At 61.6% G+C, this 25,848-nt stretch carries 17 protein-coding genes and 2 pseudogenes; 5 read left to right on the top strand and 14 right to left on the bottom strand.

What is annotated here, in order from left to right; all coding sequences use genetic code 11:
• Window positions 1–22: 22 nt before the first annotated feature.
• Window positions 23–406, top strand: a pseudogene (locus VXM69_RS33035) (OB-fold nucleic acid binding domain-containing protein); the annotation flags it as partial.
• Between the two features lie 26 nt (window positions 407–432).
• On the opposite strand, the gene VXM69_RS33030 reads toward VXM69_RS33035, so the two are convergent.
• The 8 genes and pseudogenes from VXM69_RS33030 to VXM69_RS32995 all read right to left on the bottom strand — a co-directional run bounded on the left by VXM69_RS33030 (window position 433) and on the right by VXM69_RS32995 (window position 15,943).
• Window positions 433–888: a hypothetical protein gene (locus VXM69_RS33030; RefSeq protein ID WP_175907861.1), complete on the bottom strand. Its 456-nt coding sequence runs from the start codon at window positions 886–888 to the stop codon at window positions 433–435.
• Window positions 889–900: 12 nt separating this feature from the next.
• Window positions 901–1,658: pseudogene (locus VXM69_RS33025) on the bottom strand (IS5 family transposase).
• 72 nt (window positions 1,659–1,730) lie between these two features.
• A complete protein-coding gene (locus VXM69_RS33020; protein ID WP_175907863.1) occupies window positions 1,731–2,585 on the bottom strand; it encodes a peptidyl-prolyl cis-trans isomerase in 855 nt (284 codons plus the stop codon).
• Window positions 2,586–2,680: 95 nt separating this feature from the next.
• Entirely contained in the window at window positions 2,681–4,480 is a 1,800-nt protein-coding gene (locus VXM69_RS33015) for a ShlB/FhaC/HecB family hemolysin secretion/activation protein (RefSeq protein ID WP_175907865.1), read from the bottom strand.
• Window positions 4,477–4,617, bottom strand: coding sequence for a hypothetical protein (locus VXM69_RS33010; RefSeq protein WP_155623876.1), 141 nt, complete (start codon window positions 4,615–4,617; stop codon window positions 4,477–4,479). Before VXM69_RS33010 ends, VXM69_RS33015 begins: the two co-directional genes overlap by 4 nt.
• Window positions 4,618–4,621: 4 nt before the next feature.
• A complete protein-coding gene (locus tag VXM69_RS33005; protein WP_244135778.1) occupies window positions 4,622–6,718 on the bottom strand; it encodes a filamentous hemagglutinin N-terminal domain-containing protein in 2,097 nt (698 codons plus the stop codon).
• 481 nt (window positions 6,719–7,199) lie between these two features.
• A complete protein-coding gene (locus VXM69_RS33000; protein WP_175907867.1) occupies window positions 7,200–7,520 on the bottom strand; it encodes a hypothetical protein in 321 nt (106 codons plus the stop codon).
• Complete coding sequence (locus tag VXM69_RS32995; protein WP_208458619.1) at window positions 7,517–15,943, bottom strand: filamentous hemagglutinin N-terminal domain-containing protein; 8,427 nt, start codon at window positions 15,941–15,943, stop codon at window positions 7,517–7,519. The genes VXM69_RS33000 and VXM69_RS32995 overlap by 4 nt, the downstream gene beginning before the upstream one ends.
• A 541-nt stretch (window positions 15,944–16,484) precedes the next feature.
• Here VXM69_RS32995 and VXM69_RS32990 point away from each other — a divergent pair.
• The 4 genes from VXM69_RS32990 to VXM69_RS32975 all read left to right on the top strand — a co-directional run bounded on the left by VXM69_RS32990 (window position 16,485) and on the right by VXM69_RS32975 (window position 18,907).
• On the top strand, window positions 16,485–16,784 hold the full coding sequence (locus VXM69_RS32990) for an H-NS histone family protein (protein ID WP_175907869.1): 300 nt from the start codon (window positions 16,485–16,487) through the stop codon (window positions 16,782–16,784).
• Window positions 16,785–16,885: 101 nt separating this feature from the next.
• The gene (locus VXM69_RS32985; RefSeq protein ID WP_175907871.1) at window positions 16,886–17,278 is read left to right on the top strand and encodes a DUF2471 family protein; all 393 of its coding nucleotides are present in this window, start codon (window positions 16,886–16,888) and stop codon (window positions 17,276–17,278) included.
• Window positions 17,279–17,427: 149 nt separating this feature from the next.
• Window positions 17,428–18,357 (top strand): tyrosine-type recombinase/integrase, encoded by a 930-nt coding sequence (locus VXM69_RS32980; protein WP_367190407.1) that lies wholly within the window; start codon window positions 17,428–17,430, stop codon window positions 18,355–18,357.
• Window positions 18,358–18,427: 70 nt separating this feature from the next.
• Window positions 18,428–18,907, top strand: a complete 480-nt coding sequence (locus tag VXM69_RS32975) for a hypothetical protein (RefSeq protein WP_175907344.1) — start codon at window positions 18,428–18,430, stop codon at window positions 18,905–18,907.
• Window positions 18,908–19,007: 100 nt separating this feature from the next.
• Here the strand turns inward: VXM69_RS32975 and VXM69_RS32970 are convergent, their stop codons facing one another.
• The 6 genes from VXM69_RS32970 to VXM69_RS32945 form a co-directional block, all read right to left on the bottom strand.
• Complete coding sequence (locus VXM69_RS32970; RefSeq protein WP_367190406.1) at window positions 19,008–20,810, bottom strand: phosphoadenosine phosphosulfate reductase family protein; 1,803 nt, start codon at window positions 20,808–20,810, stop codon at window positions 19,008–19,010.
• Between the two features lie 71 nt (window positions 20,811–20,881).
• Window positions 20,882–21,445, bottom strand: coding sequence for a phospholipase D family protein (locus tag VXM69_RS32965; protein WP_226158696.1), 564 nt, complete (start codon window positions 21,443–21,445; stop codon window positions 20,882–20,884).
• Between the two features lie 61 nt (window positions 21,446–21,506).
• Window positions 21,507–22,427, bottom strand: coding sequence for a hypothetical protein (locus VXM69_RS32960; RefSeq protein WP_367190405.1), 921 nt, complete (start codon window positions 22,425–22,427; stop codon window positions 21,507–21,509).
• A 435-nt stretch (window positions 22,428–22,862) separates the two neighbouring features.
• Complete coding sequence (locus tag VXM69_RS32955; RefSeq protein WP_105393818.1) at window positions 22,863–23,417, bottom strand: single-stranded DNA-binding protein; 555 nt, start codon at window positions 23,415–23,417, stop codon at window positions 22,863–22,865.
• 11 nt (window positions 23,418–23,428) lie between these two features.
• Complete coding sequence (locus VXM69_RS32950) at window positions 23,429–24,661, bottom strand: hypothetical protein (protein ID WP_367190404.1); 1,233 nt, start codon at window positions 24,659–24,661, stop codon at window positions 23,429–23,431.
• A gap of 11 nt (window positions 24,662–24,672) precedes the next feature.
• Window positions 24,673–25,806 carry a type II secretion system protein gene (locus VXM69_RS32945; protein WP_367190403.1) on the bottom strand — a complete coding sequence of 378 codons (1,134 nt, stop codon included), beginning with the start codon at window positions 25,804–25,806 and terminating at the stop codon, window positions 24,673–24,675.
• Window positions 25,807–25,848 lie beyond the last annotated feature (42 nt).

Raw genomic sequence — 25,848 nt, 5'->3', positions numbered from 1 at the left:
GCGGAGGATTTCGCGCTTACCGATGGGCTTCACGCTCGGCCGGCATCCGCTGACGCTGCTGCGTGAGCGCCTCGCGCTCGATCGCCTGCAGTCGGCCGAGCAGCTGGCCACCTTGCGCAGCGGCCAGCTCGCGCGCGCATGCGGATTGGTCACGGTGCGGCAGCGGCCGGGCACGGCCAACGGCGTGCTGTTCATGACGCTGGAGGACGAGACGGGCCAGGTCAACGTGATCCTGTGGCCCGGCCTGCTGGAGCAGTTTCGGAAGGAAGCGCTCGGCGCCGCGCTGCTGGCCGTGTACGGCGTATGGCAGGCCGAAGGGAAAGTGCGCCATCTGATCGCGAGCAAGCTCGTCGACCGGACCGAACTTCTCGGGGCACTGCCCACGACGGCGAGGGAGTTTTGCTGACGCTGCCGAAAAACTGCGGTCAGTAGCTATTGGCCGTTATTCAGTCGGCTTCCCGGCAATGGCGAGCATTCCGCGGAAGTGGCAAAACGCCCGAGCCTATCCCACCCCTGGATATAGCGATACTTCGAGACGCTAGCGACGAGTGAATCCATTCTCAACAGCAGCTGCTCGATCGGCACTAAGCTGTCGTCCGGCAGTTTCCACTCCCGCCCGGTCGCCGCCGTGTCGATGCTCAGTTGTAACACGGACTCCGCCTCTAAGAAGAGCGCCAAGTCACTGTCGGACACATCAGGCTCGACGAGGAAGTACCCCAGATAGAGCACCCGGAGTAACGCGATCATCGTCTCAGGTGTCCCCTGCCCACTTCGAATAGTCGCCAGCGCCAAGTGATTTTCGAGTGATATGGCGCGGGCATGAGGGGCCGGCAGCGGCAACAACTCAGCCTTGCTACGTGGTCGTCGATTCGAGCGTTTTTGCGACATTCTAGGTCCTGTTCACATTCTCACCAGCGGTCCAAAGGCGCAAGCAAGCACCGCGAAGGCGAGATAGTTACCGGCGAGCTTGTCGTAACGAGTGGAGACACGACGAAAATGTTTGATGCGATTGAAGAAGCGTTCGACGATGTTCCGAGTTCGATACAGCACGCGGCTGTACCGACGTTTGGTCTTTCGATTCGAACGCGGCGGGATAACGGCCTTCGCGCGCGTAGCGCGGATGGTGTTCACGAAGGCGTCCGAGTCGTAACCTTTGTCAGCAATCACGGCGCCCGTGCGCAGATGCTCGACCAATTCGTGCGCACACGAAATGTCCGAGACCTGTCCTTGCGTGACAATCATTCGCAGCGGCCGCCCGGCTTCATCAACGGCCAGATGCAACTTGGTCGTCAATCCTCCTCGTGAGCGGCCGAGCGCTTGCGGGCCGCTTTTTTTCGGGCGCCTGCCGAATGCTGGTGTGCTCGCACGATGGTCGAGTCGATCAGCACGCGTTTGATTTCCGTCTCGTCGGATACCGCATGTGCCACGCGTTCCCACACGCCTTTGCGACGCCACCGGGAGAAGCGCATGTACACCGTATGCCATCGGCCGAATTCCTTCGGCAAGTCGCGCCACGGACAACCCGTGCGGCCGATCCAGAGAACGGCCTCGACAAACCACCGATTGTCGGCTGCCGTTCGCCCCGGGTCGCCTTCCTTGCCTGGCAGGACATACTCGATTCGTGCCCATACCTCGTCGCTCAGTAATGTTCGGACCATCTTGCCTTGATCGTGCAAAAAACAAGATGTAAACACATTTCATCGAATGTAAACAGACCCTAGTGACGGCGCTTACTGTTGAATCGTTGCATTCTTCATCAGTCCGCCGACGAAGTTCGCCGTCGCCTTCTCGAGCGCCAACGCTTGCAACTGCTGCTGAATCGTCGCCTTCGCGGTGTCAAACGATGGGACCTGCGTTGGTCGCTTCGCGTCGACCTTCACGATCGCGCGTGGGCCATTGACGTCATTGCCAAGCGCGATCGACTGTGGCGTCACACCACCTGCGGGCAATTGCGTGATCGCCTGAGCAACGGCGAGCGGCAATCCTTGCGTATTCCCGTCCGTCACTGGCGTCTTGAAGCTCACCCACGGCAGCTCACCGCCAGCAGAGGCGGTCGGCGCCTGGCTGTACTGCCGCGCCAATGCGTCGAACGACTGCCCCGCTTTGAGGCCAGCCAGCACCGTCGCAGCGGTCGCCGCATCTTTCGTCACGATGATGCGCGGCTTGACTTCCTCCTTTCCAAGCGATGCGACGATTTCATCGTATCGCGCCTTCACTTGTGCATCCGTGACAGGCTCAGGCTTTACGTTATCGCGCACGAAAAGTTGCGTCTCGGCTGTCGATTTCGCAAGCTGCATGGCTGCCTGCACTTCTGGCTTGCTGCCGTAGCTCGCTTTGTCGGCCGCTTGCTGGATCAGCACGCGCGCGATCAACTGGTTTTTGATCGCTTGGCGAAACTGCGGCGTATCAGGCTGGCGCGACGCCTGCAACACGGCGTCGACCTCTTCCTTGGTGATCGGTGTACCGTTCACCGTTGCGATAGCACCCGCGGGCAACGCCGAAGTTTGTGTTTGCGCCCGGACAGGCAGCGCCAATTGCCAGGCAATCGTCGTCGCGATCAGAATTCGGTTGAACGTCGTCTGCATGCTTGATGCTCCTGCTTGTGTGAACACGCTAGCGACCTCAGTCACTGCGCAAAGTGTCCGACACCGAGGGGTAGTCGGACACGACAAAGTTCGATCTAGTAAAACCAGTTCAAGGTGCCGAGTACCAGCGTCGCCTTGTTGCCCAGTGCCGCCGGCTGCGTCAGCGCGCGCCCGACCAGCACCTCACCCGAAAGCGACTGCTTGCGCCACTGCCATTGGGCACGCAGGCCGGCCCCGATGCCGGCGAGCGTCGGGAAACCTGAAACACCAATCAGGCTCGTCTTGCCGGCATCGAGGAAAACGTACGGCTCGATACGGCCTTCCCTCCACATCGGAACGTTCACCCATGCGAGCTCGTTACGCGCATAGAGGCCACGGTCTCCCGCGATCTCACCCGATCGGAAGCCCCTGATCGTATCCATGCCCCCGAGGTAGAGTTGCTCCGAGCCGTACAGCGCCGTATTCGTGTACTGGCCGCCCAACGCGCCTCGGTACACTAACACCGCGCCGTTCAGCTTCGGCAGCGGCAACGTAATCGTCGCCGTCGCATCGAGCTTGGTGAACTGACTGTGCGCGGCGTCGCGCGCAATACCGTGCTCGTCGTGGTTTGCACCGAACCACGGTAGACCCTGGGACAGCCCCCCGTTGACCGTGAAATTCCCCTGCGCGTCGTTCATTACAAACTTGTGCAGCCAGTTGCCGCCGACCCGGAGCACGGCGACCCGCTGCGGATCGAGGTCCGCGCCGTTGATGGTTCGATCGGTGCGACGCCACGAGAGCGTCGTGTCGATACTGGTGATGTCGCTCACGGTCCTGCCGACCAGGTAGTTCCATCCGAAGATGTGCGAGAGCGTGCGGCCATACAGCAGCGCCGTCGAACCGATCAGCTGCTGGTATTCGGAATCCGCGATCGTGTAGCTGAAGGTATTTCGCCCGAACGGTACGGCGAACGATCCTACCAGTGCGTTGCTGTCCTGACTGTCGAGGAAGTTGACGCTAAACGATTCCTGCAAACCAAGCAGGTTGTCCGCTTCGACGCCGGCGCGATAGCGCGTCACACCCGTTGCGGAGCTGCCATAGTTGTCGACGCCGAGATTGAAATACAACCGGTCGCCAGGCTTATTGTCGATGGCGACAATCGAGTCACCGGCATTCTGGCCAGGCAGAATTTGTACCGCGGCCTGATTGCGGCGTAGTCGATTGATCTGCGCGACGCCTTGATCGACGTCTTGCAGACGAAGCGGATCGCCGGGCGAGACTGGGAATGCATTGGCATAGCCGACGTCGGTGAGCCAGCCACCGCCCGCCGACGCCTCGCCTGGCTTGAGGCGATGAATCGGCTGCCCATTGACCATAAAGCCCGCGACGTGGCCGACTTGGATCGTGACCCGGAGAGTGCCGGTCGAAAGATTCTGCGGGCCGAGCAGCGCGCGAGTTGTCACATAGCCTGCCGCGACAAAGGTGTCAGTCAGACGCTTCAACAACACATTAATGCGGTGCGTGCCGAGCTCGTGATTCGCAAACTCAGCGACGAGGGTATCGAGTTTCGCGCGCGACACGCCGCTGGGCGACTCGAACCGCTTACCGTCCGCCGACTGCAGCAGGATCTCCCGAACCCGAAATGTCGGACCACTTTCGACGATCGCGTCGACCGGCGTACCGGGTGGCACGTCGAGCGTCGTATCGGACGGCGGCGGAATCGTCACCGAAGGCGGCGGCTGCTCGAGCTGACGCTGGCGCGCCTGTTCTCGTTGCTGTTCGATAATCAATTGCGCGGGGTCCTGCACGGGTCGGACCGCCGGAGGCACCGTTTGCGCATGCGCCGGCATGTACCACGCTGCGAGGCTCGCGACCAACAGCGGTAGCTTACATCCAGAGAAGACGGGTGCTTTCATCGTTGTTGTGCGTGCGGAATCCCGCGAGCAGACGTGACGGTGCCGACGGCGCCGCTCGTCGATGCGGCGAAGACGACCGTGGTTGCCTGAAAAGCTACGACGACCATGCCGAGGCGATTTTTCGTTCGATAGTTCATTCGCTTACCGCCACCACCACGTCGTTAGGCCCAAATGCTGATCGATGGAAACCGGCGTTCGCGACGGTGCACGCACGGTAGTGATACCGCCGGCAGCCGTCACGCCCTTTCCGCCGCTGAACGAGCCGCCGTCGATCACAGCGTCTCCGGTCAGAAAGACCTGTCCGTTCGCGGCAAAGCCGCCACCGATATCCATCGCGATCAGCTGCGCCCACGTGCTACCGAAGAACGCCTTGAAACCACGATCCTGATTGATCGCCGAGTAGCCGGTCACGCCCTGCGCATAGGTAACGGGCGCGTCGACCTTGATGTCGCCCGTTGCGAAGACATTGCCGCCGACGTTGCGTGCGACAGCGCCGCTCTTGATCGAGATGTTGCCGCCCACGCCGGATTGCGAACCGCCACTCGCCTGAATCGTGCCGCCGTAGGGGGTGACGTTGCTCGACGCGTTGGCGTGGCAGAAGATCCAGCAGCTGCGCGAATAGTTCGCCTTCCCCGAGAACACCGCCGCATTCGTAAATGCGTTCTGCGCCGTGATGGTGACATCACCGGCAGTCGCTTGAATAACACCGCCCGAATTCGTCACGTTCCGTCCGGTGATCGTCAACGGTCCACTGGTTGTCGCGAGGTAGGCGATCTGATCAGGACGATTGACGGTCCCGTAGTCCACGTTGACCCCGGTCGTCGAATGTGTGAAGAACAGGAAGCTGCCGCCTCGATCCGTGTACGCCGCTGGCTGGCCCCCATTCGTACCGCCCGAGTGGTCGATGACGTTCTGCACGTCGCCGGCCGCCGTCAGGCTCATGCCGCCGTTCGATGCGATGCGTGCGTTATCGTTGATGATGTTGCCGCCCGCGGTCAGCGACGTCGTGCCGTTGGCCGAGAAAATGATGCCCTGATTGCCGGCGCTGGATCCATTGAGAATATCGCCCGCCGCGCTCAGCGTCAGGTCGCCGCCGGACGGCGTGCCGTTCGCCGTCGTGCCCGCCTGAATCACGCTGCCGACATTCGTAATCGCGCCTCTGCTCGTTAGGTTGACAGCGTTGTTGGCGCTCAGCGTCGACGGGCCAGATGCATCGTCCGAAAGCGAGATCGAGCCAGCATGAACCGTCGCGTTGTTCCCGGCGTTCAGTTGGGCGCCCTGTAGCGTAACCGCGCCGGTCGTCGCGATCGAGGCGTCATGTGCGCCGAAGAACTGGTTGTCGGCGATCGCGACGTCGCCGGTTGACGTGACCACGGCATCGCCCGCGTTCGCGTACAGCTTGCCGAGGCTGCGCACGCCGGCGCCCTGATCAGTGATGATCAGTTCCACACGTCCGGCCGTCAGGCCGCCGGCGGCCGTGATGTCGACCGCGAGCGCTTTGCTCGTCGCGCCGGGAGACGATGCACCGATCCGCCAGTCGTGACCGTTATCGGTTGGCGACATGCCCCCGTTCCAGCTCGTGATACTGCTGCCGACGGTACCGCGAATGAAACTCGGCACACCGGTCTTGTTGTCGTAGGTGTTCGTCACCGGCCCGTTCACAGCCAGTTGCTTGGCGACAAGATCGAGGCCGATCAGGTCGCCCGTCAGCCCGCCTGCTCCGATCGTGATCGTACCTCGATCGGTGTTCAGCACGACGTTACGCTGCACCGTGCCGGGCGCGAGCGTCACATCGGTGAAGCTCACCTGGCCCGTCGACAGCACGACGTGGCCGGTATTCGTGAAGCTCCCGCCGTCTACTGTAACGCCGTTCGGATTCGCCAAGATGACGTTCGCGCGCGGGCCAAGGACGTTGATGTTGCCCTGGATCAGCGATGGGTTTGTGCTGGTGACCTGATTGACGATCGTGCGCGCGTTGATGCCAATATTGTTGAGATCGGCACCGGCTTTCGAGACGTTGAAAGACGAATAAGTGTTGTTCGAGACGCCGCCGACGGCAGGCGCGATGTTGACGGTCTGTCGACCCGCCGTACCTGTCGAAATAGACGTTGCGGTGCCACCATCCGCAACGATGCCTGTTGCGAAAGCCGAGCAGGACACGCCAAGCCAAGTCAGCACTAAGCTATGTTGGAGCGGTTTTTGATAGATCATCCGTCTCGACCACGAGAATTTTTTCATTTTCTAGTTCTAAATCCGCACAGAATTCTTGCTGCATGATGTCCGTTCCAGTCGACTTGAGTAAGTAGTCATGCCATTTCCGTCCCGAGGAGCTAAGCATTCAGCAACTGCGAATGCCATTGATGACCAATCAGATCGACAGGCTCTAAGTACCGAAGAAACGTGTGCTTATCATGCGTCGCTAGCAACACATCGCATGATTCGTTGGGGGAACCCCATTCTGACTCGCAATCTTCGCAAACAACAAAGAACGAGTATCCGTCCTTTTCGGCTGCCATCAGAACACGACCCTGACCGCAAACTGGACAGCGTTCATTCGCAACTGCGTAGTGCATGTATGTCATAGTTAATGTTCCTTTGCGAATGGCATGCCGTTTACACTAGACAGAACTCAACTTGGTGCTGCGCTTTGCCGATGTTTGTGGGAACAAGTCACAATCTTCTATATTGGAAGCCCTTCCAGCGAAAGCTGCATCAAGCTTTATTGCGACGAACGCCTATCAAAGCGCTTGTCTAGTTCCTGCTCCGATTTAAATCCCATGAGCAACCCGATTTCAAGAAGCTTGACAGCTGCCACGCCAGTTAATCTGAACGGAATGCTCTCCAGTGCTCCCACCACGTATTCGTATGCGAGACCGTACTCCCCGGCGTCAGCGATGAACTCACGGATCTGGGCCAAGTGTTCCTCATAGGTCAGTCCACTTGGTGAATAGTATTGAGCGACGTCCGGCTGGGCCTTCATCTCGCCGAGAATGAAATTCAAGTTACCTTGAATCAATGCATTGTCAGAAATAGGGCTCATTTCGGGTTTCTCGGTAAATTTGTCGGATAGCCTGTCACGATTCGGCCCTTCGCAGGGTCGACGACGACTTTGATGTCGACTCCGTTGATCGTACCAGTGCCTGTAACATAGCCATTTCCAGGCGCAGGCTTCGACCAAGCAGTGCGCGGATCTGTCGCAATGTCAGAGATTGCGTTTGTAATGTCTTGCGGCGTCCATGATGCAGGAAATTCTGACTTGCCTGGTTTGCCAACGCCGGAAAGGTGTCCGCCAGATGTAGGGCCGTCCCCGTAAAGCACATGGTTCTCTGCTTTCGGGTCCAGAAGTGAGTTGTTAGCTGGGTTGGTGGCGTTCGCATTCTGTGTTGTGCCGGAATCGTTATTGTTATTGCCGCTAGACAAACTAACGTTGCTGGGCGACGACGGAGAAGGTGTCGCAACGCCAAGCAACAATGATGTCATACAACCAAGACCGCCGGTGACGGCGCACAACGCAGCCAAAACGGGCGTTACCGTCGCTGGCGCGGTCGGCGTGTTGTTCGGCCCACTGCTGGAATCAACTTGCCGATTCGCATCAGACGGTGGTTGCGACTTATTCCCGTAGTTTGCCTGAACAATGTCCCCCACACCCTTCACGGTCGACGTGACCGGTTGCATGTAGGTTTGCCCCGTCTGGCTCCTCCACGGCATCATTGCCGTCAAGAGCATGTCTGCGGCCGCGCTGAGCGCCCCGCCATTCTTCACGGCTGCAGCTGTATGAGTCGAACTCCCCGCGTCGTTGTTCAGCGCCTCGTTTTGAGCTGCCGTGGCACCGGCCATCGCGTTTTGACCTGCAAGGCCGGCGATGCCCCCGCCTGCCCACGTCGAAATCGCCGCCAGCATGGCCATCTGGCCTTGATCGAGCGCCGCGCCGCTCGGATCGATCACCCTCAGAACATCAGGCGTCAGCGCAGCAGACACTGCCCCGCCAATCGCACCGCCACCACACCCTTGACCCGTTGCAGCACCGGCCGCGCAGCCGAGCGCGGCATGCGCGGCCACGTACGCCGCACCTGTCAGCGTGCCGTCCTGATTCAGGTTGCCGATAGTGTAAGCAATGGATGCCGCAGCATTGGTCGCTGCGCTGTTGCGCAGGTTCGTCAGGAAGCTTCCGCCCTGCAAGGCCGTCTGGACCGTCGCTTGAAGCACCGACTCGGCGGCGATCGCGGTAATCGTTGTCGGAAGCGAGCCGGTCGCCGCGCCCGCCTGCGGCACCAGCGTATTCCCCACCGTCTGCACACCGGCCAAAGCAGCAAGACTGTTGTTCGAAGCTGCCCACGACCACCCTGCCGCGCCATTGCTGAACGTGATACCGTTCGTCAGCCCGGCCGTCAGCGCCGCCGCACCGGCCGTCGTGAGCATGGATCCGAGGTTGAACGAGCCCCCACTGTTTAGTTGGCTCATCGTGCTGTTCATCATGCCGGCGAAGCCCGCCGACAGAGCCGCGTTCGCCGTACCGGCGCCCAGGGAACCCGCGGTCGTTCCGGCCGCCGCAAACGCCGAACCCGAGCCGGCCGACGCCCCTGCTGCTGCACCAATCGCCCCCGATGCAGCCATCCCGCCCATGATCGACAGTCCAACGATCACGCCGGTCATGAAGATCTGATCGAACCATGAATCACCGTCGACCGCTTCCGTATTCAGGTGATCGGCAACGGTCGACTGGCTGAACTGCCCGCCAAGCTGCGCCTTCAGGTTGGACAGCATCTGCTGCGTCGCAGCCTGATTTACGCTGCCGTCGGCGCTGGTCTGCTGCAATGCCCCACCGATCTGGTTCAGGCTTTGCACGTGCAGGTCGTAGTTCGCGGCCGACATGAATCCGCCCTGTTGCGCGACAGTGCCCGTCGTGCGCAGGAACACGCCTTCGTCCCCGAACTGGTAGATCTCTCCGATATTCGTCGAACGCTGTTCGTTCGTGAGACTGCCGGTGTTGACCGTCAGGTTTTGCGCCGTCACGGAACCGGTATTGAGGACGCTGTTCGCGTAATTCAGCGCGACGTTCGTCCCCGTGATTTCGCCGTCCGCGCTCACGACCGCGTAGTTTTTCGGCAGCAGAACCTCGGGCATCAATGCCTGCACCGTCGGGCACGCGGCGCCACCCGATGCGCGACACCCCGGTTCCGGCACCGCCTGCTGGACATACCAGAGCATCGGCGCATTGATCTGCGCGAGCTGGGCGTCGCTCAATTGCGTGCCGAGCGCGATATTGTTCTGCTTCGCATACTCGAGTGCCGCACCATACAGCGCTGCTTTGTCCTGATTGTTGATCGACGTCTGGCTTGTGCTGTCGGTCGCGCTCGGAGTGCTGTAAAAGCTGCTCTTGCCAGTCGCTTGCAGCGCGGCCTGCTGGATCTGCTGGTTTTCCGTATACGGGTCGTAGTAGAACGGCACGCTGCCGGGTTGCAGGTTGGCCGGCAAGTTTGCGATCAACGATGCAGACGAGAGCGAGTCGACCACCTGCGCTGCCGGATTGCTTGTCAAGTACGACACCGTCACGGTTTGACCGGACACCGTCTTGACGGTCGTGATGGTCGGCGTATTCACGCCCGTCACGGTCGGCGCCGTCGGCTTGCCCACCGTCTGTGCGCCGATCGGCGTATTGGGCGGCAGAGCCGCCATGCCGGTGACCGAAGTCGGCCGCCCGTCCTGATTCGTCACCAGCCCGGCCTGGTTCACGGCGGCCGCGACCGAAGGCGGCAGCGTCGGCGGGGCCAGCGAAATCACCTGCCCCGACACGACAGGCGGCGGCGTAAAGACGTTGGGGTTCGTGATCCCGTTGACGAGCGTTGAACCCGTCAGCGTGATCGACTGGCCGATCACGTTACCGGTATTGGTCAGCGTCGGCGAGTGGACGCTCAGGTTGCCCGCTTGAATCGTTCCCGGCACGAAGTCCTTCATGCCGACGTTCGATGGAAGGCCCGAAGCCGCTTGTGTGTCGCCCTGGCTGAACGCGTTGCCGTACAGATTCTGGCAGTCCGCGGCCATGCCGAGACAGCCCCACGTGCGTGTCGCGCCGGGATTTCCGGTCCAGAATGCGTGCAGGTATTGGTTGTCGCTCGCCGCATTCGTCGACGCATTGATCGTCGCGGTATTCAACGCAGTCACGAGACTGCCCGTATTGCTGAACGTCCCTGCCGAGATCGAAAGATTGTTGTTGGCCGTGATCGTCGACGGATTGGCCGCTTGCACCTGGATATAGGCTTCGCAGTTCTGTCCGCAGCCCGTGTACGGCGACGCTGTCCCATAGTTCTGGTGAACCGCGACCGGTGCGGCGATCGTGTTCGTCACGCTCGCCGCATTGATTTGGACGTTGTTGCCAGCCTCGATCGCGGCCGACGTGTTCGTCACGCTGGTAGCCTGCGTCGAATTGGCCGCGGTCGTACCTGCGCCGCCGATCACAACATCGTTTCTCGCCACCAGATTGCCGTAGGTGTTGGCGACCTGATTCGCAGCAATCACGATGTCGTGGCCGGCGGTGACGTTGCTGTTGGTTTGCTGATAGCTGTACGTTTCCGAGTTCGGGTTGGTCGTATTCAGTGAGCTACAACCCGCGTTTGAGACTCCCGACGCACATCCCGCCGTCACGGCCTTCGATCCTACGTTGGCGCCTTGGTTCGTAAAGCTGGCCGCCTGAATGTTGACGTCGTTGCCCGCGGCCAAGGTGCCGGTGTTGGTCAGATTGCCGCCCGACAGATTCAGGTTGTTGCCGGCGATGATCTGCCCGACAGTACCTTGTTTGGTCACGCTGGAGGAGACCGTTTCCAACTGCACCGTGCCGGGCGCGCTGATGGTGTACGTGGCAGGTGGTGTCGGCGTACCCACCAAGCAATACCCTCCCTCGCACTGGTAAGTGCCACTCGGATTGGCCGTGCCCGCCACGCCAATCGGTGCGGTCTTCTGCAAAGCCTGCAACGATGTCAGGAATGCATTCAGCGATGCCGAATCGACGGAGTCCGTGACCGTCGACGTGAAGCTCGAACCCCCGTTCTGGAGTTGCTGCACGTTCACGTTGGCGTCATGGCCCGCGCTGACGACGCCGCTCTGGTTGTTGAGCGTATTGGCAGTCAGGCTGAGGTCGTGGCCTGCCGCGATAGTCGATGGCGTTACCGTTGCACCGGTCGACGTCGTGGTCTCGGTGACGGTCGGCAAGATCAGGGTCTGGACGGTCGTTGCGCCCGAGACCGGTGTCGAGGGCGGCACGACGACCCAGATGGCGCCTTTGGGCGCATTACTGGTCGGCACCAGCGCGAACTGGATCGGGCCAGAACTCGCAACCGGCGACGACGGATCGCCCCATCCCTGATAGATCAGCCGGGCGCTGGATAGCGACCAGACGGTCTGTTTGGTCGGCTGCTCGCCGCCGGGTGAGAGGAGCCCGCCGAGCGTCGCCGGCAGATTCGCCTGGCCGAGCATCAACGTGCCGCCGTCCTTGCCGACGTTGTAGATCGCATAGACCAGTTCAGAGCCGATCGGGGTGGCCATCAGCAGCCCCGGGTTGTCGACGGTCTTCGTGGTCGTGGTCGTTGTAACCACGGCTGCCGCGGAGTTGTTGACGTTGTTGGCGGTCAGCGACAGGTCATTGGTCGCCGTCAGCGTGCCGCCGGCATTTCCGAGATCGCCCAACAGGTTGATCGTCGCGTTGCCGCTGCCTGCAGGGCTGTTTGCATTTCCGGCACGGGTCGTGCCGCCGGAGTTGTCGTAGTTTGCCCCCGTGATCGCGAGCGTATTGGCAGCCTGAACCGTACCCGCGTTCGATCCCGAGCCGTTCAGCGTCAAGGCATTGTTGGCGGTCACCGTGCCTGTGGCTGCATTCGCCAGCGACCCGTTGATCGTCAGGTCGTTGCCGTTGATGGCGCCGGTGTTGCCCACGGCACCATTCAGCGTCAACGAGCCTGCGCCCTGGTTGATCGTGCCGGCGTTATTGATTCCCTGCGCAGCCGATACCGTTACAGTCGTACCCGGCAGAGTCCAGGTGCCCGAATTGTTGACCGACTGCGCGGACAGGTTCAGGCCGTAGCCGCCATTGACCATCCCGTAACTGGCGGCCGACGGATCAAGCGCTTGATTCGGCAAAGCGAGCGTCGCGATGTTCTGCGCCAGAATTTTGCCGTTCGTATTGTCGAAGGATCCGTTGCCGCCCGTGACCGTCACGGTGGTGTTGCCAGTCGCCGCGGTCGAATTGTTGACGTCGCCCGCGAAGATCAGACCGGCGTTGCTCAGACTGTTCGTCGTCAGGCTCAACGCGTTCGTCGCCATCAACGCGCCGGTATTGGTCGTCGCGTTGCTGACGTTGAAATTCGCCGTCGGCGCGTAGATCGAACCGCTGTTGCTCAGATTCGCGGCGTTGAAGGTCGCCGATTTCAGCGATGACAAGCTCCCTGAGTTCGTGACCGTCGAACCCGACACGTTCAGGTTGCCGCCGGCCATCTGGGTGCCGACGTTCGATATGGCGCCGCCATTCAGGCTGGTGTCGCCCTTGAACGCGGCCGTGCCGCCTGTCGTGACGCTCTGTGAACCCGTGATTTGCGTGGTGCCGCCGACCACTGCGTTTGCGGTCGTGACGTTCGCCCCGCTCAGGGTCGCTTTGCCGTTCACCGACAGGGCCGGTGCTTTCGCGTCGAATGCCGCGTTGAGCTGGCCCGCCGACGTATCAAGATTGCCCGTCGCCGTGGCTGTCAGATTGCCGCCGATCGACACGCCTTGCGTCGTGATGTTCGCCGCCGTCAGCGTCCCATCCTTCGAGACGGTCGTCTGGCCGTTCAGCGTCAGGTTTTGACCCGCATTCAGGCTCGCGTTCCCGGCTGTCGAGATGGGCCCGGAGGCCGTCACATTGCCGGCCTTCGCGTTCATGCTCAGGTCGCCGAGGCTAGTTACGCTGCCTTGCGTCGTGACGTCGGTGCCCGCGGCAACGGTCGTCGCCCCACCGGACAGCGCGTTACCCGCGAGCGTCGCGCTACCGTTTGTCGCCGTCAGCGTGGTCGTACCGACGGCAGTTGTCGCGCCAACGCTCAGGTTGTTCGCCGCCGTCGCCTGGAGGTTGTTCCCTGTCTGAATTGCACCGCTTACGCCGATGTTGTTTCCTGCATTCAACGTCGTGTCATTCGCGACGTTGACCGCGCCCGTACCGTTGATATCGCGGCCGGCCGAAACGCTTGCATTGCCGGTGTTATTCACCGACAGACCGCCGTTCAGATTCGCATCGCGCCCCGCCGAGATCGTCGTGCTTTGCCCCGTCTGCACGGTGCCCGCGACGGTTGCGTCCTGCGCTGCAGCGATATTCACCGTGCCCGGCGTCGATATTGCCCCGGCGACCGAGACGCCGCCGGCGCTCGAGCCGATCGATGCGTTTCCACCGCTATAGACCGTACCGCCCAAATTGACGCCCTGCTGCCCGGTCGCGTTCAATCCACCGAGCGACACGACGTTGCCGGTCGTACTCACGGTCCCGCCGTTCGCGGTGAGCGTCATGTCGCCGACAGACGCGGCGTTGCCGTTCACTTGCGTGCTGCCACCCGACGTCACGCTCAGCTTGTCGCCGCTCGTGACGTCGCCACCCAACGTCGAATTCTGTCCCGACTGAATCGTCACCGCGCCCGGTGCCGTCACCGTCCCGCCAAAATCAGCGTTCGTACCGGCCTTCGCGGTAATCGTGGTGCCGCTTTGCACGGCACCGTTCAGGCCGATCGCCTGCCCGGCGTCCAGTGTGACCGCGCCTTGCGACGACGAAACCTTACCTTGCCCGGCGATCGAGCCAGCTTGCGCGGCGATCGACACCGCGCCTTGCGCTTGCGTTGTGCCGTCGATCGTCGCGTCCCGACCGGCCGTCACGGTTGCCGCTCCGTTCGATTGCAGATTGCCGCTCACGGCGGCCGACCCTGTCGCCGCGGTGAGGTTCGTATCGCCGACGGACGTGACTGCGCCATTCACGGTTGCATTGCGCGCGCCCGCCAGCGCGACCGTGCTACCGCCCTGTACCGCCCCTTTCACAGTCAGATCACGTCCAGCCTGCGCCGAGATCGTGCCCGGCGCGCTCAGCCCGCCAACCGTCAGATCTCCGTTCGTCGTCCGCAGCGCAATATCGTGAGCCGACACCGAGTCGATCGCCATCGACTCGCCGGCCGTGAGATTGGCTGAGCCATTTGCGGCAACCGACGCAGCCGTCAGGTTCCGACCGGCCGTCATCGACACGCTTTGTCCGGCCGACACGGCCCCCGGCGCAGTGACGTCGCCGTTCGCAGCAACCGTATAGTTCTGGTTCGCGAGGCCGGTACCGCCGATCGTCGTGTTGCCCGCGCTCGTCAGATTGACGTTCTGGCTGGCAAACGTTTGACCGACCGTGACATCGCCGTTCGAATTCACGACGACGTTTCCCGCCGTCGCGGTCAACGGGCCTTGCATATTGGCGCCGAGGCCCGCTGCTGTCTGGACGATGTAGACCTGGCCAGCGGTGACCGATCCGCACTGATTCGCATCGATCGCCAAGCCGTTTGCGGTTTGGATCGCCGTGACATTGTTCGGCAGACCGTTGGCTGCGGTACCGTATGCAGTGCCGGTATTGCCCGTCGTGGTCGGCGTGACGAGCTGGTTGCCCGTCACGACGTTGATGCGCTGATCCGCACGGATCGGCGCCGCCAGCGTGACTGTTTGCCCGATGAGGTCAATATTCCCGACAGTCCCTTCGATCCCGGCTCCCGGACCGTTTACGCCTGCCGGCCCGTTGATCGAGATGTTGCCGGATCGAACGTCGTACGCGACCGCACCGGCGTGCGCGAAATCGGTTGGAGCACCACCGACGCCCGTGATGAACTGCGGCGTGCCTGTGGTCAGCGTGAGATTTGGGATGTTCGTGAGCGACAGTCCGTTTGCCGATATCCCGCCCGGAGCCGCGATCACGATCGGTGCAGCAGCGCCGAAGGTCTCGAGCGGCCCGTTCAAGACCGCAATATTGTTCGACGTCACCTGGTTGATAATCAACGACGCTGGCCGGCCGTTCAGATTCGGATTCGCGCCGAGCGAGCCGCCGAGCAGCGGAGTCCCTGCAATCGTGCTGTTGTTTAGCACGAGGCCGTCAGGTCCCACATTGAACGACTGATATTGTCCGAGACTCACGCCGTTGGAATTCGGCGTCGGAATGTTGATAGCGGGGACTCCCGAGCTCGTCGCGGTGACAGTTGGCTGAAACGGAATCGGCGCCCGCGGATCGATGATCGGCGCAGCATGTGCTGTTTGGTCGACCAAAAGCATCGCGGGGCTGAGGTACATCACGACCGACATGACCCATGCGGTCGCCTTGACCCAAAGCGCATGCTCTTCGCTTTCCAGCGAAGCTTGACCGAAGATAATTTTCTGTTTGGCCGTTCCCCGTTGAACGTGCCGAGCTTCTATTTCGCGCATCAGTCGGCGCATGGTTGGTCTCACTCGGAATTTTCAGCGGATGTTCGCACAGCCGAAACCGAAAGATGGTCAACAATTGTCATGCCCCGTCTTGCTGTCGGTAACACGGTTACAAACAGCCTTCATGCTGATTCGAATATCAAAATATCGACGATGGCTTACTGTGACCAATATAAAAATAACTAAATGTTTTTGAGATTGATTTAATCAAAAAGACCCCCGTTCCCGGCCGAGGGACCGCAGAGCCATGCCTGACAGCGCTTTGGCTCCGAGGGGGGCGACGGCCGCATCGACTACATGTGTGCGCTAGGACCGAATAGAAATGTTAAAAATCGTTTCTTGAAAACTTAAATCCGATCGATGAATACCTCCCGATCGGGAGGGAGTAGCCGGTCGCAACGAGGCATAACGCGGTCAAACGACATCAGCTGGCTCACAAACCACCTGCGATTTTTACGAGGGAGCGTGTTGTGCTCTGTCGACGCGGACTTGACTTTCGTTTGAAGCCGGTAAGGTAGTCGATACCAATTTCTCAACCACGAATGGAGAAAGCATGTCGACATACCACGAACTTCTCGCAAAGCGCGCCGCACTCGAGGCGGAAATCGACGCCGCAAAAGGGGCTGCTCGGGAGACAGCTTTGAAAGAGGTGCGCCGGCTCGTGAACGAATTCGATCTCAGCGCCCGGGAGGTCTACGGGGCGCGCGCAACCCGCAAGCGCGGCCGCGTCGATGCGAAGTATCGCCATCCCGACACCGGCGCGACCTGGAGCGGTCGGGGCCGCCCGCCGGCATGGATTGACGGCAAGGACCGCACGCCCTTCGAAATCCAGCAAAGCGCCACCCAGTCTTGAACTCCCGCAGAACACTGGATACATTTACAGTGTGCCAGGCGCAGCGGCCACTCACGATCTACCGAGTGGCTGGCCGCTGGTCCCTTGTCTCGCCGATTACTATGAACCTCGCCCCGACTGTTGATTGCCACGATGCCGAGCTCGATCCGATTCGGTACGGGTATGCGCTCGAGTCCGCAACGCAAGATCTGCGACGCATTGCGACGTCGCTCGCAGCTCGCTATATCAGCGCCGGCCTTGCTCACGCCTTGAGCTGGCCGCTATTGCTCGAGATCGAAGAGCAGGCGTTTTCTGATTTGGCATTTCAGAGCCGCAACGATCCAGCGATCATCGACGCGCTGCCGCGCATCGGGCCGGCGACGCTGCCGGGCGTCGATTTCAGCGGTCTCATCGACTGGGGGCAGTCCGATCCATCGCTGCCGATCGTCTATCAGTGCGTCCGCGAGCTTCTGATGGGCGCCGCCACGTTCGAGCGCAGTGAGGAAGCTGCGTGAGCGACGCAATCCGTGGGCTCAACGAGCTGCGTATCGATGCCCACGCTGAAAAATGGATGGGGGGATACCCCACCCTTCTGCAAGCGAAGGACGCGAATCGTAGATTCGCGTTATGCTTGGGGTACCCAATATTCAGTATATAAGATCAAATGGACGAACCGACTTTCTGGCTGTCGGCGCCGACCGCGGCCTATCGACAGTGGCAGCGCACGGAAGCCGCCGGCGCTGATCGGCGTGCGTTCTCGCCGAGGTCGATCGTCCAGCACGAAGCGATGTTTGAACGCTTCATGCGCCACCTCGCCGCCGCGCAAAGGTCGCTGGCCACCTTCGGGCCCGACCACCTTGAATCGTTCTTCGCTGATCTTGAGCGCCGGTGCAAACCCGGCACCACGACGCGCCTGCGCTACGAGAAGCTTCTCGACAGGCTTGGCCGACACCTGGTCGACGTCGGCGTGCGCAAGACCAATCCTGCGGCCGCCTATGCCTTGACGCAGACGTGGCCGGAGGACGAGCCCGTCCCGGTGTACCTGCTCGAAGCCGACGATCATCGACTGCAGGCGTCGATCCGAGCCATTGATGGCCTCGACGATCGCGCGTTGCGGAACCGCGCCATCGTTGGCTTATTGCTCTCAACCGGCATCACCGCGCAGGAAATCCGGCAGGCGACCGCCGACGACCTCGACCTATCGCCCGCGCGGACGCACCTTCAAATTCCGAAGCGCGGCCCGCGCGAATCACGCCGGGTCAACGTAGCCGAATTCGCGATACCGGCGCTCACACAATGGCGAAACCTGTCTACGGCCGCCGACAGCCCACTGCTGTTCCCGTCCCCCCGTGCAGGCGGGCCGATGACCGACGAGATGCTCGGCCGCATCGTTCGAGACGAACTCCTCGCGATCGACATTCGGCTCCCCGATATGAGTCCGCGCACCCTGCGCAACACGTTCGCAAGGCGCTTGCTGCTTGCCGGCAAGAGCAACGACGACGTCATGCGAGCGCTGGGCCTCACCAGCCAGCGGACGGTGGTCAGGATTCGCGCAACCCTCTCGCCTTCACCGCAAGCTCACACCGCAGCTTGACTTCTGAACCGCCTCGATAGCCTGAAGAAGCCAGCACTTTCGCTGGCGTCTTTGCTATCGGAGCATTCGTATGGACTACGTAACGCGTTACACCGACCTCATTTACTTCGCGAACGGCGAAATTACTTCATGTCGATACAGGTTCATCAAATCGCCGGACAACCAGACGCAAGTCATCCTCCAGATCAATCATCACGGCGGCCGACCGGGCAACCTGGCCGCCGATCACCAAACGCGTGACGCGATCCTGAATCGAATCGCAGACCGCGAGTTGACCGGGGTCCCGTTCTCGATGCTCTGCGTCGCATTGACGGAGGGTGACGTGCACCACGTCGTCTTCCCCGAGCCCGATCTGGAAGACTACATTCAACGTGGCCACCCGTACCAACAGACCCCCGAGCGCGCCGCACGCGGCCGCCATATCGAGCGCATCTCGATCGATTCACGGAACCTTGTGATCGGCCGCGCCCGGATTCAGACGGCGCACACCACGCCGACGCCGCCGGATACCGACCTTGCGGCGCTGCTGAACCGCTCTGAGGCGGCGTAGCAATCTTCACCTACGGGGCGGCAATCGTCTGATACGTTTGTGCGCCGCGCGAAAAAAGCCCGACACGTGAGTGCCGGGCTTTTTGCAAGAGCGCTTGACCTCAGGCAGCCTGAGAAAACAGGTCGACAGGCGCCAGATTCAGCATCGTAAGGTGCTCCGCGTTCGAGATCGCGCGGTCGACCAGAAATCGATCCAGCTCCGCCGGCGTAAGGTTAAATCGCTCGGCGAGACGGGCGAAGTACTGGCCGCGCTTCGCCATCTCCTGATAACGCCCCGCCATCCCCGCCGGCAGCCGCAAAATGCCTTCGTTCAGCCAGAATCGGACCGACTCCATCCCAGCGTGTTGCTGGGCTTTCACGGACCAGCCTGCGTCGAAGCTGCAGGTCACGAACGCGCAGGCTGCCTCATTGTCCACCTCGAACTGGTCACCCTCTTCGAAATAGACGACCTGCTCTCCTCCCTTCGTGCGCGCGTAGCGGCTGGGCCGATCCGGATGCAGATAGCGATTCCACTGCTCTGCGGTGTAGTCACGAAGCCCGTCTACAGGCGCCTCGGCATCGTACGCACCGACGTAGAACCATCCGTGATGTGGGATGTCAGTCTTCGGCATCGGGGCGAGCACCGGAACATGGTAGCGCCGGCCGAGGCGATGCACGTCAAACCAGACCGAAAGCGCTGGAAACGCGTGAGGCGCGTAGTGGTGCATGGAGAGATAAAAATCGATCGCCACCAGCTGCGCCGGCGTGATCATCTCGAACTGCACATCGCAGAGCGCCCGGTTCTCCGGCGTATCAGGTATTTCGCCCGTCGCCAAGGCCCCCTCATGCCGCTCCGCGCGCTCGACCTCAAGCACGTCGAGGGTCAGCAGGTACTGCAGCAATCGGAGCCGCTCCCGATAGGAGAGGACGTCGGGCTTGACCGCCAGGTACCCAGCGTCGCTCAGCTTTCGGCCGACCAGTTCTCGTCGACCGAGATCCCACTGCACCGCGACCAGATAGTTCCTGAAGCGATTTAGCCCTTCCAGATGCTGGTGCTCCGGCTCCTTCACCATCGACTCCATCGAGCGATCTCGCTCGCCCGACACGCAACAGAACGCGCACCCGAATCGGGAGCCGCACGCGGCGCGCGCGCCGCCCTCCCCGAGAATCACGCCGCATGTTCCCTCGTTTCCCGCCCTATAGAGATCCGACAAGCGTCGAATCGACGCAGCGGAAATCGGCGACGGAAAGGGCCGATCGGCATCGTCCGCGAAGAGCGAGAGCATCGCCCAGACGCAGTCGGTGGACCATTCAGCGATCGGAGAGAACGTGAGCATCCCGTCCGCGTTTCGGACGGGTCTCAACGCATTCTCGCTGCGCGCCGTCATGGCCGCTGCACGACTGCCGCTTTCGTCGAACCTGTTGCCGAGTATGGTGACAACTTCGCCACTGCCGCCGGCGGCCGCCGAGCGCTCGAGCGCGACGCGCAATCGGTTTTGCGGGTCGACCTTCCAGTCAGCCGCGCACGCTCGTATCCGCTTCCCGTTCTTCACCCCGTTTTCCGGGGTGCGGGGAAGCGTTCCTCGCCCGATCGTTGCGACGACAAACTGCGACGCCAAAGATGGCTTCGCCACGTGCACCGATACCGGCGTGCCAGCGTCCGCATAGGCGTCGCGGATCTCATCCAGCATGGCCTGAAGGTGCCAGTGCATACTCGGGTTTTCGATTGTCGTATCCGCACTCGTCACGAAGTGCTCGCGCGACACCTCTGCACCGGCGCGTCGCACCGCCTCGAGCATGAGGATCGCGGTGCAAGTCGAGTCCTTGCCGCCGCTCAGCGCGTTGGAGACCGTGTACCCCTTCCGAATCAGCGCGACGAGCGAGTCGATCGCGGACTCCATCTTCACCAGAATTTCCGAAAACATGTGCTGCTCCAGTAGCGCAGGAACAGCCCCACGCGGGATCTGTCCCGCGTGGGTTGAGAGGAAGATAACAATCAGGGCGCGCGATACAACTCGCCGCGCGCGGACACCGCTTCCCAGTTCTTCAGGTACGCATCGGCAACACGAGTGTCACCCCGCAACACTACGACGTTCTCCGCGTTGTACCGGGCCGCTTGCTGCGAATAGTTGTAGCTTCCGGTCTCGACGGTCATGCCGTCGACAACGACATACTTCGAGTGCTGTGCCGGAAAGGCGCTCACAACACGAACGGGGATCCCGGCGTAAGCGAGAGCACCGAGCGCCGCCCGTGCTCGGCCGCTTCGATCCTCTTCGAGGTTGCTGCGCGCGTCGACGCTCACCGCGACGTCAACGCCGCGGCGCTTTGCGGTGATGAGCGCACGCGTCACTGCCGGAGCGGTGAACGAGTAAGCCAGCACACGGATGGACTGGCGAGCTTCGCCAATCGTCCGCAGCACCAGCGCTTCGGCGCCGCCATCCGGCGAGAACGCAATTTCAACCCGAGGCGGGACCTCCGCCTGCGCGCGGCCGACCAGCGCGATCGCGACGAAACAGCACAGCCACGCCGCCAGTACAGCCCAACCGATTTGCTTCTTCATAAGTATCTCCAAACGAATATGAAAAGCCCCACTCCGTTCACAAGCGGGGCGTTGAGATGCGTCATCGAAACGATGAGAGGGAAGCATTAGCGGTTCGCCATGCCTTCGCAACATCACGCGCGGTGACTGTCAAGAGCCACCGTTCGCTTTCCTTTCGCGGCCACTTGGCGAACTCCGCGTACCCCTCCTTCTGCGGAACAGCGGAACTGACAACCGCAACGAGAAAGCCGAATCGATCGGCTGGAACACGCAGTAGCGCGCAACTGGATTCGAGCGCGAGCCGCACCGACGAACCGAAACTGCCGGCCGGCGCGCTCATCTCCAGCTTCGCTCGCGGCTTCCCGTTCTTCGTGAGAAACGGAACCTTCTCGCCATCGGCCGTGAGGTAGGTGCGATGGACACGCCGCGGCTTCCCGGCTTGCGACCGCGCGCGCTGAAGCATCACGGGAAACTTTCCCTGCTTCTTGCCGAAGGCGTCGACGTACTCCAAGCCTGGGTGACAGCGCACGTCGCGCCCGATCCACTCGAGCCGTAGCCCGGGAATCCGCGTCGATAGGTATGTCCAGACAGGCGAATCAACTGTCACCGGAGCGGCGCCGTCCCACGCGGCCTGCATTTCACGACACTTCTGCTCGTCGCTTTTTTCAGGCCGGACCGGGACCGGCTTTGCCTTGCGGACCACCGCGACCGGAATACCACCGTTGTAGTTGCCAGTTCCGAGCTCGTAGTAGATCTCGCGATACGGTTTACCGGTCACTTCGTGAATCAGCTGTACGCCGGTACCGCCCTTCAAGCAGCGCGCACAATGCCAACCACCGCGGGGGTCCTTCTCGGCTGGATAGAGCCGGAAGGTCTCTTCCCCATCGCAAAGCGGGCACGACCACCAGCGCCCTTTTCCGTTCAAAAATCGACTGTCGATGTAGTGCGGAAAAACATTGGGCCAGTCGATGGCCGCGAGATTCAGCTTCTTCAGCTCTCCCATGATTCGTCCTCCGTTCGCACAACGGCGAAAGCGCGTGCATTCGCCACCGATCGGATAGCCAGCACAGATGGATCAACAAACCTTCCTACCGCCGCGGACTCCAACGGCACGTCGAATCGACGCGTCATGGAGAGCCCAGAGCGGGACGAAAGGCAGAAACACTTCACGTTCACGGATCTCTCCAGTTGGACTGCGGGTTTTTCGATGCCTGAGACAGGCGCGGAAACGCTTGCTCAACGAAGCCGCGCGCGGGCGCGTCGGCTTGGTTCAGCAACGTCAGCGGAACAGGGAATTGCGGGCGGGAAGGAAGACGGCGTGTGACGTGCCCGAAGGCACGTCGCACGCTATAGGTGAGAGAAAACGGGAGCGAGAATCGGGATGGTGAGCCCTTTCGGGATCGCGTTTGAATCGGACCAGATTAAATAGGGCCCGATCCTAAAATGGGATATCGTCATCCATCTCGTCGAAACCGCCACCACCGCCATACGACTGCGTCTCGGCCGGCGGGGGCGCCGAGCGTTGCGGACGCGCCGCAGTGTTTGCCGGCGGTTGACCGGACGGCTGTCGCGAGGCCGGAGCGCTCGCATGACGACGCGTACCCTGCTCGAATTCGTTATCGCCACCATTGCCACCGCCGTCACTGCGACCGCCACCATTACGACCGCCGAGCATCTGCATCTGGTCCGCGACGATCTCGGTCGAGTAACGATCCTGCCCGTCCTGGCCTTGCCATTTGCGGGTGCGAATGCGGCCTTCGACGTAGATCGAGCTACCCTTCTTCAGGTACTCGCTCACGATCTCGGCCAATCGGCCGAAGAACGAGATGCGATGCCACTCGGTCATTTCTTTGTAGTCGCCGCTCGCCTTGTCCTTATAGCGATCGGTTGTCGCCACTCGAGCGTTCGCGACCGCGTCGCCACTGGGCAGGTATCGCACTTCCGGATCGGCGCCAAGGTTGCCGACGATGATCACTTTGTTAACAGATGCCATCTAGAACTCCTTCACTTGGTAATTGACCACAGCCACTTGTCCCACATGACTTGCTGGCCATCTTTGTAAATAGGTGAACCGTCTTCCTTGCGGAAAGCCGGCACCTTGATCTTGCGCAGGCGCTTGACCGATACGCGGTCGCCAACGCGACAACCACACTCGCTGATCGCTTCCTTCAGGCCCTCGCCCTGCAATACCTGTTCGCCCCCTCTCGTCTGGAGGCGAAGGGCAAAGGACCGATAGCTCCGAGATTTGCCTGGTCGACGGTCCGGGAAGGTTTCTTCGCCCCAGCCGTTAATCCGGCCTTCGACCGGAGCGGAACGGCCGGTTTCGGCATCGCTACCGCGACGTGAAGAACGGAACCCACCCGATTCACCTACAGTCTTCTGGCGATCGACTTCGCGCTCAACGTCGGCTGGCGTTTCCGCTCCCTCCGACGAGCGTGCCGATCGAGCTTCCGAATCTGCGGTTGGCGATGCGATACCCATAGCGCCAGTGGCCGGTACGCTTGTGCGGCGGATCGCTGTCGCGATCGCGTCCTTAAGCGGGGCCGGGTGCTGCTGCAAGATCGCCCAGTGCGGCGCGAGCGCCGGAAGGATCTTCGTGCCGAACATCGTGTCGCCAGGTGCCTCATCGAATGCCGGTACGAACTCGACGACACAGTCGCCCTCGTCGATGAACAAATGGACGATTCCCGCGATTGTCACGAGCGTCTCATTTTCGGCGCCAGTGCCAACAGGCTTCGCGCTGGCACATGTCGACGAGGGCTGCTCGGCCGTCGACGCCGATGCCCGCGGACTGCCGGGGAAGGCTTGAGCGAGCACGCGCGTGAAGAACATGGCTACGCCAACCGCGTCATTCGTCGCCGTCACCGTTGCAGGCGCTGCTGAGACGCTCCCACCGAAAAGCCCCGTCAGCGCGCCCGAGGTCTTATTCAACCGTCGACCCGCCGTATCGAATGCACGCCCCTGCGTAAGCGACAGCATCGTGACGGACGAGAAGTCGATCTCGCTCGCAGTTGCGTCCTGAATGCCGCTCCGGAAGTACTGCGCTTCGTTCTTGAACTGCATCGCATGAATGCGATCCATCACGTATCCCCAGCCCATGTAGACGAGAAGCGCGATCAGTGCGCCGCCCGCCATCACGCCTGCGGCCTCGACCAGCGACAGCTCCCCTTTCTGCTTGCGACGGCCCTTCCCGATGTAGGGGCGCTTGCGCGGCTGCGGTTTGTTGTTTTGGTTCATGTCTTTGGCTCCTAGAAATTCTGGTTGATAGAGGTCGGCGCGCTATCGAAAGCGACAGCACCCGTTGCGAGATACGATCCCAGGCCGAATACAAGGAACGCCAGCACCGCGCCCGCGAGTAGCACGTAGTGCGTGATCTTTGCGTTTCGTCGTACCGCCTCGACGACGCGCTCGAGCGACGTCTGCCCGAGATCCTTCACCGCCTCGACAAACTGATCCCGCCCGGCCGCGTCAGTCAGAATGTCGATGGTGGTTTCCGAGAAGATCCCGGTATCGAGTGCGAGCATCGGTTGGTCGGGGTTCGCCGTCAGCCGCGCGCTCATCCGGCGCAGGTGCCAACGCATCCACGGGTCAGCCGACTTGGTGAGCTTGTCCAGCGCGGCGCGCAGGGTGAGGCCCGAGTCGAACAGGCCCGCCAACGACACGATCAGCAATGCCGCACGCAGATCCCGGCGATTGCGCCACATCAGCGGCATTGCGTCGACGCGGTTACGAAACTCGCCCGTCCAATGCTTCAGCGTTTGGAAATACCCGACCACCAATCCCACGACGACCGCGGACGTCAGCCACCAGTAGTCGGCGCAGAAGGTGTCGAACGCGTAGATGAACTGGCCGAACGAGGACCACTTCTCAAGCGGCTTCACGTCCAGCGTCGCCGGCAGAATGTGCGCGCCGAACAGCACACAGAACGAATAGAGATAGACCAGCAGGAAGGCCGGATACGCCATCTGCAGCGACGTCGTCGACGACAGTACGCGCTTCGCGTGCGCCGCCATCTCGGCCAGCTCCAACCCTCGAATCGCGGCATCGTCGCGGGGCGACTGTCCCGCGAGTTCGAGCAACACGAATTCGTCGTTCGGGATGGACGGCTTGATGGCAGTCGCAAAATCGTCACCGGCGCGCATACGTTGGGCGATCTTCTGGAACACCGGCCACGAGAGGTTTTTTCGTGAGCGATGGCGCACCTCTAGCGTCGTCAGCCGTTCGAGCAATGTCTCGCTGTTACGCAGCCCCTTTTTAGCGATGTCGAGACGAGTCTCCCGGAAGAACATTTCGCGCATCGCTCGGAATCGAAGCGTTGCGAGGCGTAGACGCTCCTTCGCCGGAAGCACCATGAAGATGGAGTAGATGAGCGACTTGATCACGATGGCAACACTCCATCCGCGTCCGGGGCCACGCGATATGCA

The sequence above is a fragment of the Burkholderia sp. Ed8 genome, from assembly GCF_040761425.1.
Taxonomy (GTDB): Bacteria; Pseudomonadota; Gammaproteobacteria; order Burkholderiales; family Burkholderiaceae; genus Burkholderia; species Burkholderia seminalis.
Note: the sequence above shows the minus strand (reverse complement) of the source record. Positions and strands in the feature narration are given on the sequence as shown.